Genomic DNA, 13,933 nt, shown 5'->3' on the forward strand with positions numbered 1-13,933 from the left:
TACGCTATGAATTGATCTTTTATAACATTGAATTTACAACATTGTCTTGGGAAATGAAGCATCATGGCTATATTTTCTTTCGAAGAAATGAATAGAATGCTTTGATGTTCGAGAAACATGCTTTGGTAGAATAGGCTGGACTTTATTTGATAAATTGTTTATTTTTACTATAGTAAATGGGTATGATGATTTTAACCAAGAAAAGCCTCGTAGCTTTTATTGCGCTGTTAAGTTGGATTGCAATTATTGCGCAGTTTTTGATTAGTATGAGTAATGCTACGATTTCAACTGGTGATCTGGTCGTTCGATTTTTTAGTTACTTTACCATTTTGACGAATTTAATGGTCGCAATTTGCTGCAGCAGTGCCGTACTTTTTCCGCAGAATGTCATCGGACGATTTTTTGTCAAACCAGCAGTAGTTACAGCGATAACATTATATATTCTGATTGTCGGACTCATCTATAATACAGTTTTGCGCTACTTGTGGCAACCGGTAGGGATAACCAGGGTTGTTGACGAAATGCTTCATTCCATTGTTCCTATATTGGTGTTAATTCACTGGTGGTGCTCGCTGGATAAAGCTGCCCTACAATGGCGATCTGTTTTTAGCTGGTTACTTTATCCGTTCCTTTACCTGCTATATACTTTGTGGCACGGCGCAATTTCTGGATTTTACCCCTATCCCTTCATTGATGTTTCCATGTTGGGAATGAACCAAGTACTGACAAATAGCCTGATCGTAGCTTTGGTTTTTGTGTTTATCGGATTACTTTTAATTTTAATAAATAGACGACTTGCTAAAAGACGGTAATAAGGTTATCTCCGCGGGAATCAAAATCAATGTAAATGTCATGATTGCAATTAGTGTAATACAGAATATTATTTTAGGGTATATGCATAAAATTAATATCGCTTGGTTTGTTGTTGTGCTTTTCCTTTTTTCTAGCTACAGTAAAGCTCAGACAAATAGGAAGGTAATAGATTCTGTGGTACATGTTGCAGTTAACGAACCAATTTACTTTAATACAAATAAAACAGATCGTGTAACGTTGCCATTTGGGTATTCAGCAATTTCAAAAGAGCTAGGCATCGACTCCATGCTGCCGATGGTGGAAAATGATGGTATGATAAAGGACATGAATGCATTAAGATTTGATCAGCCAGTCAAAAAAGATCTTGTATTACTTCCGGAAGAATACGATATTTTTCTGCCATTTAGTAGAGATGTCAATGAAAAATATAGTGATATAAAAATTTCATCCCGTTTTTTATGTTATGGGGCATATTCAATGTATTTTATGGCTGTTTATAATACAGTTCGTTACGCTCACCCATTTATTGAAAAAATGTATTTAATCTCAACCAAGAAAGGTCAACTTATTGATATGAAGAGAATCTATCTACATCATGAAGGAGAAATGGGAAATACAAACTATACATTATTTAATATAGACAAGAATTATATTATTTCTCTTCGGGATTATGAATTTAGTGAAGATCCGTTTCGCATAAAACCATTACATAAATACCGGCTTCTACCCTCAGGAAAATTTTCCAGATACTATGATCATGATGGTTTCTATAAAAATGACGAAGAACAGGGAATGGTGAAAAATCATAATAGAGAAGGGAAGTGGATCGAATTTAAATTAAACAGCTGTATCGATTTACAGAATTATCCAACATTTACGGACCCGTATAGCTATTTGGAAGCAACCTATAAAAACGGTTTGCCGGTTGGGAAATGGAAATTTTATAAATTATTGCAGAAATATAACGAAGAAACCGGAATGCCTATATTAGAAACTCGCCAAAAAGGACAATTGATCTATACTGAAGTATACCGGGAAGGACGGTTGGAAAAACGCGAATTTCAGGATTAATCAAAAACTGAACATATTATCCGCAATTATTACGCAGGTGTAGTAACGATGATAATCCTAAGAGTTCCATCGTTTTGAATCAGGTTTTTTTCATGGTGACTAGATCCGGATATGTATCCGTTTAGATAAAGGACATTTATACACCTGATTGTTTGAATAACGTGCAAGACTATAAAAATTGGTCTTTTCCTTTTGCTTTAATTTTTCAAGATTCGACAAGTAGGTTACAGTAGCCCCTCATTATCAGGGTTGGGTAGTATTGTTTAGGGATGCTGCTAGCCAACTTCCTACTAACTGAATAGCAGATTCGATATTAAATTAGCTATAAGAGTTATTTAGTAGAGATATATCAGGGATTTAACAGGGATTTACCCCTGTTATACCCCTGTTAACCCCCTGTTAAATCCAAGTAATTACCTTATTATTATAAGATATGGTATGAGCCGATTGTTATTTTGTCCTGAATAAATAGATACTGGTAAGTCCAGTTTTCTTATCAGAATTGATATATAAACGATGATGGTTATGGTGATCTGTTGCGGTTCGATCTTCAGAAAAGTATTTGGGATAAATTGTTATTCTGTTAAATAAACATACCGTTTTATAGTTGTTTCGTAAAGTAATTGCTGTTTTTGCGTATTTAATAAACCAAAACTATAGTGAAGCTGTTATCAAATCAGATGGCCAAATTGGTCTAAGCTTAGATTATTAAGATGAGATATAAACTATATAGGGAGCAGCAACTGAAGTGTGATATCCAAACTGCATGGGATTTTTTTTCTTCCCCGATGAACCTTTCTGAAATAACGCCAAAAGAGATGGGCTTTGTTGTTGTTTCCGACCTTGGTCGGGATGAAATTGTTGAAGGTCTGATCATTGATTATTTTGTATCACCGATCCTCGGAATTCGGTTGAAATGGAAGACAAAAATTACACAGGTTGAAAAAAATAAAAGTTTTACGGATTTTCAAGTTCAAGGTCCTTATAAGTACTGGAACCATTTTCATGAATTTATTCCAAATGGAAAGGGAGTATTGATGATAGATACGGTCGATTATGAGCTACCTATGGGAATTCTAGGAACAGTTGCCCATGAGATCTTTGTCAAAAGGAAGTTAGAGCGCATTTTTGACTATCGTTATCGGGTTTTGGAGGAATTATTTAATCAAACGAAAAGCAAACCATAGATCTTCTGTAGGGATATTGCTATAAAGACGTTCTAAATTTTCTAGGATTTTTACAGCCTCACCTTTTTTCGGATCGTTACGGGCGATGATCTGAAGCTTAGGATATCAAATGAAACGAGTTTGTTTTTGATAAAATATAATTTCGTTTTCCAATAGTGTATCTATAAAACGGAGCTTCGATCGCTTGTTGATTTTAATCGCTTGTTGAATATATGACGCTTATAGGAAGTTCCCTCTAGAATTTATATATTGCATCCATCAATTTTAAACCACTATAGTTTCGCAACATTGTAAATCGTCAGTTATGTGCAATACAAGTCTAGAGGATCTTTTTCTTTTGGTGAAAGAGTCGAATGAAGGCGCATTTGACGAGCTTTACCATCGGACCTGGAAGAAATTATATGAAATTGCTATTCGAAAACTGCAAGATGAAAATGCTGCAAAAGAAATTATCCAGGATCTATATATCGATTTATGGGAGAAACGGGACCGTAAAACGATCCAGGATGTAGACCATTATCTTTGTCAAGCTGTTCGTTTTAAAGTGATCGACAAATTTAGAAAAGAGAAAAAGTATTTTGACGAATTGGAAACCTTGGTCGAAGAGTTGAGTGATGGATCAACGGCTGATGAACGATATATACAGACCGAACTCGAAAGCATGCTTAATATATGGATCGCACGTATGCCTCAAAAGCGCAGAACCATATTCCAACTTCGTTATAACGAAGATAAAACAGTTAAGGAGATTGCAAAATTACTTGGGATCTCTACTAAAACTGTTCAGAATCAACTGCTCAATACGACAAATACATTAAAAGATCTGATACACAAAATTCTTTTCATGTTTTTTTAATTTTTTTTTTGGGAATTGTCGCTAGTGACAACGACATATAAGAAAGGGACCAATATAAACCATCTGATATGTCTGAAAGGAAACGTCATGTTCGCACAGTTTTAAAAGATCTGCTCGACCGATATATTTCGGGGAGAACCAATCTGAAGGAACAACAATTTGTCGAAAAGCTGTATGATGCCATAGACAAGGGCGGAGCAGAACACACTGATCTGGACCGTATCGGAGAGGAGATCAGAGAGGGAGTGCAGAAGCATATTGAAAAACGGCCTATACCGCAACGTTTACATAGGACTTGGTACGCGGCGGCAAGTGTAATTATTCTATTGGGGACATTTATTTCCTATTGGGTTAACAAACAAGAAAATAGACCATCAACGCTCTATCATGCTACACACCAAAATCCGGCCTTGATCATTGGCAATCAAAAACGTTTTGACCTATTAGATACTTTGCCACCGGGTAGTCATTACACAATAATAAACGAAGAGAAAGTTCTTGCACTTGGCGCGTTTCCTCATAGAACGAGCAATGGTAAATTGCGCATCGAGAATCCGTCACGACAGGTCTTTTCAGTCTTGTTGGACGATAGTACACAGGTCTGGCTCAATTATATGGCAACGTTAGAGCTAGATCCCAATTTTAATAAGAGTAACCGCTCTGTACGTGTTACAGGAGAGGTTTTCTTTGATGTATATAAGCAATACACAATGGGGAAAAGAATTCCTTTTTCGGTTCACTCTTCCTTACAGACCATTGAGGTGCTGGGTACCAAATTCAACGTAAACGCATCCGATGGTGTGGAAGAAAATGTGCTGTTGAGCGAGGGGAGTATCCGCCTTACGCATAATCGTTATGGGACGCAGGTGCTCATTAAGCCGGGGCAGCAGGCTTTTGTGGAAAAAGACAAGCCAAAGATTTTATTGATCCAATCCAGGAATATCGAAAAAGCCAATGCCTGGCGTAAAGGCTTATTTTACTTTGATAGCGAAAGACTTGCGGAAGTCGTGCTCGAATTTGAGCAGTGGTATGGTACTGACATTCGTATTGATCCAGTAATTGCGGATCTTCCTATCACAGGTATGATCAGCAGATACGAGGATATCGAGGAAGTTCTAAACATCATTAAAATGACCAATAATATAAACTATTCAAAAAAGAAAGGAATAATATATGTAACACGGTAAATCCATAAAAAAATTAGGAATGCTGCTACATTCCTAATCGCGCCTTAACGGCTTTTGATAATGATCAACTATTAATCAATTTTCAAATGTATAAATTACTTATGACATCACGCAAACAAAATAAGTTTGTGCGAAACTTTTTATGCCTTTTTTTAGGCGGCCTTGTCTGGTTATTTAGTTCAGCCAGGCCATTCTTTGATGTTCAAAAAAACATTACCATAGATTTTAACAACCTACCCGTAAAGCAAGTATTTAAAGAACTGAATACTAAGACTGGTTTAAAATTTATTTATTCCCCAAATGATATCGACGATTCCAAGCGTATATCGATGGCCTTCAAAGACCAGTCGGTAAAGATGGTTTTGGACCGGATTTTTTCGGCTCTGAAAGTTTCATATATAGTAAATGATAACACAATCATTGTAAAACGCGCCACGAAACAGTCTTTGGTACAGGAAGACCGGGTAATTATCGGGCGTGTTGTTAACCAACGGAAGGTTGCCCTTGCCAATGCTACGGTCAGCAACGGTCTGGGCAAACACACAACATCCACTAGTGAGAATGGCGAGTTTAAGCTCAAACTGGAGCCTCAGGATAGCTATTTTACTGTCAGCTTGGTTGGCTACGTCAGCCAGCGCATAGGCCTTAAGGCAAATGGAGATTACACCGTTGTGCTTGCTGACAGCATTAGTGCACTGGATGAGGTTGTCGTTGTTGGTTTTGGTACACAGCGGCGAGCTTCTGTGGTCGGAGCGATCACTACGATTGAACCCCGGCGATTACAGATTGGAACATCGCGTTCCATGAGCAATAATCTGGCGGGACAACTTGCTGGCATTATCGCAGTACAGCGTTCAGGTGAACCGGGTTATGACAATTCAAATTTTTGGATTCGTGGCATCAGCACTTTTGGGGGAAGTCGCAGCCCGTTGATCCTTGTCGATGGTGTTGAGCGTTCGTTGGACAACATGGATCCTGAGGAAATTGAATCATTTTCAATCTTAAAAGATGCAGCCGCAAGTGCTGTCTATGGAGTACGTGGTGCAAATGGCGTGATCTTGATCAACACTAAAAGAGGGAAAGTGGGTAAACCTAATGTATCTGCCCGCTTTGAGCAAGGTATTACCTCGCCCGTACAGCTGCCCAAATTTGTCGGCGCCGCTGAATACTTAGAGGTTATGAACAGTATCCGGGAGGACCGTGGTGAACAGGGGCTCTATTCGAAAGAACGTATTGATAATATCCGAAACCAAACTGATCCAGATCTTTATCCTGATGTCAACTGGCTTGACGCAGTACTCCGCGACCGTGCCGGAAATTCGAGGGGCAATGTCAGTGTTAACGGCGGTTCGGATATATTACGTTATTCCTTGGTAACTTCCTATTATCGCGAAGGTGGCTTGATCGAACGAGATGAAAAACAGGCCTGGAATTCCTCTTCCCGTCTAAATCGTTATAATGTACGCTCCAATGTGGATATTAATGTCAGTCCGACAACTCTCTTCAGGCTCAACATCGGAGGCTACCTTCAGGATAGAACCCGAGCTCCACAAAGTGTGGATGAACTGTTTCAGGAGGCATTTACGATTCCTCCCTATGTCCATCCTACCATTTACTCTTCGGGTGAAATACCACGGACACCGCAGCGGACAAACCCGTGGGCACTGGCAACACAACGTGGATATGAACGCATCAGCGCAAGCAAAATTGAATCTTTGTTTGCCGTCGAACAGGATCTTTCTTTTTGGCTCAAGGGCCTGAAAGCTAGAGGACTTTTCTCCTTCGACAGATATTCAAACACGTCGGTTGTTAGGAGCAAAAGCCCCGATTATTATAATCCGGCAATTGGCAGGGACGAAAATGGAAAGCTACAGCTTGTTATTGATAGCTATGGGCAGGAATTTCTTGGCTATGAAAAAAACTCAGATTGGGGTGATAAAAGCATGTATCTCGAAGGAGCCATAAACTATATACAGTCCTTTGGTAATCACAACGTAGAAGGGATGTTCCTGTACAACCAGCGTAACTACGATAATGGTGATCTTTTGCCTTATCGAAATCAGGGGGTAGCAAGCAGGTTCTCCTACAATTATAGCAACAGGTATATTGCTGAGTTTAATTTTGGCTATAATGGGTCCGAAAACTTCGCTCCCGGAAAACGCTATGGCTTCTTTCCATCTTTTGCGCTGGGCTGGTATATTTCCGAAGAGCCCTTTATGCAAAACCTGAAAAGCAAGATTTCAAAACTAAAATTGCGGGGATCGTATGGGCTTGTGGGTAATGATAAACTTGATGGCCGTCGATTTGCTTATATCACGACCATCAATGAAACAGGCGGTTACTCCTGGGGATTAAATAATGATTTTAAGCGTAATGGCAGGATGGAGGGAGACCAAGGTAATAACAGCCTAACTTGGGAGACTGTGGCCAAATCCAATATCGGTATTGAACTCGGTTTATGGAAGGCTTTGGAATTCCAGCTTGATTTATTTAATGAGAATCGTAAAAATATCTTTATGCAGCGCCGTTCCATACCTGGTTCAAGTGGTTTTACCAATGCACCATGGGCAAATTTTGGCCGGGTAAACAATAGAGGCATAGATATGTCACTTGAATTAAATAAACAGTTGAATCCCGATTTTTACCTTTCAGTGCGCAGTACTTTTACTTATGCACGCAACAAGATTTTAGAGCAAGATGAGCCAAGCGCAGTGATCGGTACTTCGCGGTCTTCTACGGGAAAGCCTATTGGCCAATTGTTCGGTTTTATTGACGAGGGACTTTTTACCGATGCTGATTTTTTGGATGTCGCCAATGGTACACTAAGGCCTGATATCCCACGGCATACCTTTGGTCCGGTACGTCCGGGCGATATCCGATACCGTGATCTGAATGGTGACGGCCTCGTCGATGCACTTGATAGAACAGCAATTGGCGGTACTGAAGACCCCCAGATTGTATTTGGTTTTGGTACCAATGTACGGTACAAAGCGGTTGATTTTGGTTTCTTTTTTCAAGGTATCTCTCGGACTTATCGTATTATCGGTGGAGCTAACTTTATCCCCGGAAGTGCCAATGGTGCCATGGGGAATATGTTCGACAATGTTTCGGATAGATGGACTGTAAATAACCCCAATCAGAATGCTTTTTACCCACGACTTTCTGATTACCAGAGTGCCAATAATAACCTGGCATCCACTTGGTGGCTGAGAGATATGAGTTTTATTCGCCTACGTAATATCGAAATAGGATATAGCTTACCATCAACATTGCTGGATCACTTTTCCATTAGAAATTTCAGGATATTCCTGCGTGGAAACAATCTTTTGACAATGAGTGATTTTAAGATTTGGGATCCTGAGCTTGGTTCAAATAACGGAATGCGTTACCCGATTATGAAATCGGTCTCCATGGGTCTGGAATTAAATTTTAAATAGCATTAATCAATATGAAGATGAAAATACAATATAAGATTACCCAGATATTATTATTAGTCGCTTTGGGTGTTACGGCGACTTCCTGTTCTAAATATCTTGATAAAAGTCCTGATGATCAACTTACCCTTGAAATGATTTTTAAAGATAAAACCAGAACTGAAGACTGGCTGGCAGGTGTATACAGTAACGTGCCAGATCCCTATTGGGGAAATACGCGAACACTGGGGTGGGATCCGCTCTCAGATGACATGGCTCCGTCCACAGGCTGGGAACAGTTTGGCTGGTCAGTTATTGGTATGCAGACGGGAAACTGGAATCCAAGCACTTCCTGGGATCCCAATTATTGGGTGGAACTTCCAAAACGGATACGTTCGGCCTATATTTTTCTGGATAATGTTAAGCCTAATCCCGCGCAGTTGGTCACGGAGGAAGAGGTCAACCTGATGAAGGCCGAAGCACGCTTTATGATAGCCTATTATTATACACTTCTGCTTGAAACCTATGGTGCTATACCATTCCATCTTGGTTTGACAGATCCCAATGCACCTGCCGAAGAGCTGATGATCGGACAGACGCCATTTGACCAGGTGGTGCAATGGGCAGAAAAAGAACTTTTGAATTTGTCGGATATTCTACCCCCAAGGTACAGTGCTGCGCAGAAGTATGGTCGGGCTACTTCTATTATGTGTCTGGCGGTGCGGGCGCGTTTGCTTTTATTTGCTGCAAGTCCATTGGTCAATGGGAATGCAGCATACTCCGGCTTTGTAAATAAAAAAGGCGAGGCAATATTTAATGGCACTTATACCGCGGATAAATGGAAAACAGCAGCTGCAGCTTCCAAACTGCTTATTGAAAAGGCCGAAGCAGCGGGACACAAATTATATGTTGAGTATAACAGCGATGGTACCGTTGATCCATTTTTATCCTATCAAAATATGCTATTTCGCAGACCTCAGGATGGGAATGAAGAGATTCTTTTTGCGCGTCCCGAGTGTAATATCTGGGAGTACGACCGCCATGCACAGCCTAGGGGAACAGGAGGGAACGGTGGCCTGGGGATTACGCAGTCATTGGTCGATGCTTTTTTTATGGAAAATGGTAGGACTATAGACGACCCATTATCCGGCTATAAGGAGAAGGGATTTTCAAAGGCGGCAGAAATCAGAAATACTCGTTGGACCGAATCTCAAGGCAACGGCAAGGTCACACTGGAGGGGACCTATAATATGTATACCCATCGTGAACCAAGGTTTTATATTTCAGTATTATACAATGGCGCTTGGTATAGAAGAGAAAATCGAACCACGCAGTTTTACAGCGGAAATTGGGATGGGGGACCTACACACGACGCACCGCAGAATGGGTATCTGGTACGGAAGAAAGTCCACCCCGATCATGACCCGCGCAATAACACAAATCCGTATCGGCCGGGTATACTTTATCGTTTGGGTGAGGCTTATCTGAACTATGCCGAAGCCCTCAATGAGATAGAACCCAACAATGCTGATATCTTAAAATACGTCAATTTGATTCGTGTACGAGGAGGAATACCACAATATGGTGCTGGGAAGGATGCGCTTCCTGTTCCTACCTCACAGGAAGAGATGCGAAGAGTAATCAGAAATGAACGCCGCGTAGAACTCAATAATGAGGGTATCCGTTATCGCGATATTCGGCGCTGGAAAATAGGAGAGACCGAACTGAATGGTAATTTTTATGGTATGAATTTTTCGGGCACAGAAAAGGACGACAATGAGGCTAATCCAAAAGCATTTTTCAAACGCTCCGTATACCAAAAGCGTATTTTTACGGCTAAAAACTATTGGTTTCCAATTCCTCAAACTGAGATAGACAAAAATCCAAACCTGGTGCAAAACCCCGGTTGGAATTAATGGAGAATCGCACTCCTTTTTTTAGATAATCTTGGGCCGCTCAGGGGGTAAACCTAAGCGGCTATTTAATAATCACAGAATAATAAGCGTTACCCTCAGATAGCAGTTGCCTTTTTAATTTAGCCCATGGATTACCGATCGGGCGCCCGGTTATGGGTTTTAGTGAATTTCATCCAATAACTTAGGGAATACTGAGGGAACTATAAAGCGGGGGAGTTAAGCCCCTGTTTTAAAATGGATATAGTTTTGCTGTTTGTACCGGTAATTATTTTCTATATGTTGTTAGCGTGATACTCGTTTGTCTTTTGAAGTATCTTGCCATATATGATATGTATTCAAAGTTTAGGCGGTATGCAATCGCTTGATCGGTAAGTCCGTGTTATGTAATACCCCTCCCTTTTTATTTAAAGGTGTTAAATTTTTGTAAATCATGTGTTTGTGTTGATATCTCATGGAGCTTTCTGTTATCTGGGAGAGATAATATGGAGTGATATTTAATTGCTCCGCATGGAAGGAGATATTCTGCCCGATGGTATTATGCTTAACGATCGATCCCAGAATTTCCAGCATAGGCCTGCTGTATCATAAAAATAAATTAAATTCGTAAAGCCGTAATCAGGGGGATTTCAGCTGTTAATTGATAATAGAATAGAAAGAGTGTCAGGCACATCATAAAATTTAATGAAGAAAAAATACATAATTGTTATAGGAGTTTTAGCATCTATCGCTGCATTAGTAATAGGATATCTCATTTTTCTCAGTGCTTTGAGCGGAATTGGAAACCCGACCGGAGGACGAGGGCCTGATTATCCTTATTTTATTACGACCGAGCCAGTAACGGTTAAAAAAATTGTTGTTCCTAAAGGAACAAAGCTGATATACGAGGAACAGTTTTTTAAGAAAGGACAACAGGACAAAATAATGAATGAAAAAAAACTTACCGATATCCATTTAGCCGAAGGAAAAACAATAGATTGGGGAGGGGCGCCCGTTTATATGATTACTAAATTTTTCAATCCTGAAATGACGGGATACTCGGTGTTCGCAGATTTTAGCCAATTGAGTGATGAACAAAGAACCAAATTTTCCGAATTATGGCGGCATTGCGGGGGAGAGTTGGGCGTGCTGGTCAAAGATGCAGATGACTGGACTTTTGATACGAAAAACATTACAGATATTTCCGATTGCAGCGTGAACTATCAGCGTTATTTTAAGGAAGATGATAGGCAGCAAAAGTTTCTTGACAGTCTGTATAGTGCAATGGGAAAGCAAATCAAAACCAAATAAAATGAATAGAATTAATAAATATTTTTGTCACTGCTTTATATTCATTTTAATTTCAGGCCCAATGATGCTATTCTCTCAGCGTATTAAAAATAAAAACAATTATACTTATCAGGTTAGAGAAGAAAGTGGGGATCTAAATCATGATGGCAAAATGGACAAAGTAACCGTGAAAATGGATACTGTAGCTGAAACAAGACCGTTACGATTGCAAATTTTCCTGTCTCAACCACGTGGAAAGTTAACATTGGCGGTATCCTCAGATAAAATCATCGAACCGCAGTATCCTGCTGAAAACAGGGGCAATTTTAATGGTTTTCAAATTCCTGATTTTTTTATAGAAAAAGGAATTTTAAAAATGCGGAGCGAAATTAAACACGGAAATATTACCTGCCACTTCAAATATAACAAGGGCAGTTTTGAATTGATCTATATCGATAAGCTCACATACGACACGACTAAAGGTTATATGAATGAAAATACCATATTGACAGAAACTAAATTTGACCTGATTACAGGGATTAGAACTGAAACCGATGAGAGATTAGGCTTAGCTAAGGTGTTGAAATTAAGGAAGAAAAGAGTTTTAATAAGACCTTTGCCTAAAATACAGGATTTTAAATTTTCAGACATAGATCTGTATTGATTATGATCCATCTTCTTCGAACGGATCTATGTTTATTGTATTTTCAGGCTCGCCTTTTTCGTTATAATAGGTCCGTTTGTTTGTTTTATAATTATCAATGCTTTTTAACTGTCCCGTTTCGATGCGGTAGACGCGCCATTTACCGGCTTTTTTTTTTCCGCGTGTATACCGACCTGTTTTTAATAATTTTCCATTTTTACCGTACCAATTCCATTGATCGGTCTTATCGCCGTTGGCATATTGTCCGGTGATTTCTATTTGCCCATTGTTGTGGTACCATTTCCATTGATCAATTTGCTGTCCATTATTATCGTAATTTCCCTCCGCCTGCAATTGACCATTCTCGTAATACCATAACCATTTGCCAACACTTTTATTTTCTTTGGTGGTTCCCTGATTTTTTAGCAGTCCATTTTCGTGATAGTATTTCCATTCTCCAATTTTAACGCCATTATCCATAATTCCGGTGGCTTCCAGTTGACCGTTTTCATAATAAAAATTCCATTCGCCAAATAATTTTCCCGCTTTATAGTGAGCGAGATTCATCAGGTTCTTATTGTGATAATACCATTTCCATTCCCCAGTTTTTAAACTGTCTTTCATTTCTCCGACACAGCGTAATTGGCCGTTATCATAATATTCCATCAACAAGCCATTTTCTTTATTTGCCGCAAAGTTTTTAATGGCTTTGATTTCTCCGTCTTCAGTATACCATTTCCATTCCCCTATTTTTTCTCCATTGCTGCTGTTTCCGGTAACGGATGGTGATCCATTTGAGTTATAATAAATATAAAGACCATCTTCTTTGTTGTTGAGATAGTTTCGAATACCTTGTAAGGCGCCATCTTCAGTATACCATTTCCATTCTCCTGTTTTTGCAGCCATTTTATATTCTCCTGTAGACCGGAGTTGCCCATTTTCATGGTAGAATTTCCATTCCCCGGTTTTAACACCGTGATGGATCATTCCTACTGCTTCCGAATGACCATTTTCGTAGTAATATTTCCATTCTCCAATCGCTTTGCCGTTGATCAAATTTCCAATTTTGCTTAATTGTCCGTTTTCATAATAAGACCGCCATTGGCCTGTTTCCTGATCATCTTTGTATTTTCCTGTTGCTAACAATTGGCCATTCCGATGGAATTCTTTAGACCGTCCATCTCGTTTTCCTTTTTTATAAGTAGAAATAATCTGCGTATTACCGTTTCTATAAAATCCTTTCCATTCTCCCTGCAATTCCCCTTTTTTATATCTCCCGACATACTTTACATTGCCGTTATCATGATAATACACCCATTTGCCCGTTTTTAGACCATTTTTATCCAACGACCCCTGCTTTTTTAAACTGTCGCTTTCTACAATTACTTTGTGTTCTGATTGAGCGTACATGCTTCCGGATAAATTCAATAGCAATAAAAATAGAGTGATATTTTTCATATTTTTTGTTTAATTATTTTCTCAGTTAGAGAATCCGGTAAAAGCACTGTAGAACTGAATCTGATATTGAACATGTCTTAATGCTGGTATGAAGGTCAGATTTTTTTCTATAACTTTTCTTTA

The 13,933-nt window shown here is 39.3% G+C and carries 10 protein-coding genes; 9 read left to right on the top strand and 1 reads right to left on the bottom strand.

Features of this window, described 5'->3' with window-relative positions; translation table 11 throughout:
* Positions 1 to 182: 182 nt before the first annotated feature.
* The 9 genes from D7322_RS07780 (at position 183) to D7322_RS07825 (ending at position 12,373) form a co-directional block, all read left to right on the top strand.
* Complete coding sequence (locus D7322_RS07780) at positions 183 to 812, top strand: Pr6Pr family membrane protein (RefSeq protein ID WP_147430327.1); 630 nt, start codon at positions 183 to 185, stop codon at positions 810 to 812.
* An 82-nt stretch (positions 813 to 894) separates the two neighbouring features.
* On the top strand, positions 895 to 1,884 hold the full coding sequence (locus D7322_RS07785; RefSeq protein ID WP_147430329.1) for a hypothetical protein: 990 nt from the start codon (positions 895 to 897) through the stop codon (positions 1,882 to 1,884).
* 713 nt (positions 1,885 to 2,597) lie between these two features.
* Positions 2,598 to 3,071 carry an SRPBCC family protein gene (locus D7322_RS07790; RefSeq protein WP_121122945.1) on the top strand — a complete coding sequence of 158 codons (474 nt, stop codon included), beginning with the start codon at positions 2,598 to 2,600 and terminating at the stop codon, positions 3,069 to 3,071.
* A gap of 304 nt (positions 3,072 to 3,375) precedes the next feature.
* The gene (locus D7322_RS07795; RefSeq protein ID WP_121122947.1) at positions 3,376 to 3,927 is read left to right on the top strand and encodes an RNA polymerase sigma factor; all 552 of its coding nucleotides are present in this window, start codon (positions 3,376 to 3,378) and stop codon (positions 3,925 to 3,927) included.
* Between the two features lie 68 nt (positions 3,928 to 3,995).
* Positions 3,996 to 5,114 (top strand): FecR family protein, encoded by a 1,119-nt coding sequence (locus D7322_RS07800; RefSeq protein WP_121122949.1) that lies wholly within the window; start codon positions 3,996 to 3,998, stop codon positions 5,112 to 5,114.
* Positions 5,115 to 5,200: 86 nt separating this feature from the next.
* Positions 5,201 to 8,551 (top strand): TonB-dependent receptor, encoded by a 3,351-nt coding sequence (locus tag D7322_RS07805; RefSeq protein WP_220700031.1) that lies wholly within the window; start codon positions 5,201 to 5,203, stop codon positions 8,549 to 8,551.
* 17 nt (positions 8,552 to 8,568) lie between these two features.
* Entirely contained in the window at positions 8,569 to 10,443 is a 1,875-nt protein-coding gene (locus D7322_RS07810; protein ID WP_220700032.1) for a RagB/SusD family nutrient uptake outer membrane protein, read from the top strand.
* 681 nt (positions 10,444 to 11,124) lie between these two features.
* Positions 11,125 to 11,730 (top strand): hypothetical protein, encoded by a 606-nt coding sequence (locus D7322_RS07820; protein WP_245971282.1) that lies wholly within the window; start codon positions 11,125 to 11,127, stop codon positions 11,728 to 11,730.
* A 1-nt stretch (position 11,731) separates the two neighbouring features.
* Positions 11,732 to 12,373: a hypothetical protein gene (locus tag D7322_RS07825; protein ID WP_147430330.1), complete on the top strand. Its 642-nt coding sequence runs from the start codon at positions 11,732 to 11,734 to the stop codon at positions 12,371 to 12,373.
* On the opposite strand, the gene D7322_RS07830 is transcribed toward D7322_RS07825, so the two are convergent.
* Entirely contained in the window at positions 12,374 to 13,810 is a 1,437-nt protein-coding gene (locus tag D7322_RS07830; RefSeq protein ID WP_121122957.1) for a toxin-antitoxin system YwqK family antitoxin, read from the bottom strand.
* Between the last annotated feature and the right edge of the window lie 123 nt (positions 13,811 to 13,933).

It is taken from the genome of Sphingobacterium puteale, assembly GCF_003627955.1.
Classification (GTDB): Bacteria; Bacteroidota; Bacteroidia; order Sphingobacteriales; family Sphingobacteriaceae; genus Sphingobacterium; species Sphingobacterium puteale.

Excerpts from the sequence above, each read along its gene's own strand:
- D7322_RS07780 (WP_147430327.1), top strand. The coding sequence starts at position 183 with ATGATGATTTTAACCAAGAAAAGCCTCGTAGCTTTTATTGCGCTGTTA.
- D7322_RS07785 (WP_147430329.1), top strand. The coding sequence starts at position 895 with ATGCATAAAATTAATATCGCTTGGTTTGTTGTTGTGCTTTTCCTTTTT.
- D7322_RS07790 (WP_121122945.1), top strand. The coding sequence starts at position 2,598 with ATGAGATATAAACTATATAGGGAGCAGCAACTGAAGTGTGATATCCAA.
- D7322_RS07795 (WP_121122947.1), top strand. The coding sequence starts at position 3,376 with ATGTGCAATACAAGTCTAGAGGATCTTTTTCTTTTGGTGAAAGAGTCG.
- D7322_RS07800 (WP_121122949.1), top strand. The coding sequence starts at position 3,996 with ATGTCTGAAAGGAAACGTCATGTTCGCACAGTTTTAAAAGATCTGCTC.
- D7322_RS07805 (WP_220700031.1), top strand. The coding sequence starts at position 5,201 with ATGTATAAATTACTTATGACATCACGCAAACAAAATAAGTTTGTGCGA.
- D7322_RS07810 (WP_220700032.1), top strand. The coding sequence starts at position 8,569 with ATGAAAATACAATATAAGATTACCCAGATATTATTATTAGTCGCTTTG.
- D7322_RS07820 (WP_245971282.1), top strand. The coding sequence starts at position 11,125 with ATGAAGAAAAAATACATAATTGTTATAGGAGTTTTAGCATCTATCGCT.
- D7322_RS07825 (WP_147430330.1), top strand. The coding sequence starts at position 11,732 with ATGAATAGAATTAATAAATATTTTTGTCACTGCTTTATATTCATTTTA.
- D7322_RS07830 (WP_121122957.1), bottom strand. The coding sequence starts at position 13,810 with ATGAAAAATATCACTCTATTTTTATTGCTATTGAATTTATCCGGAAGC.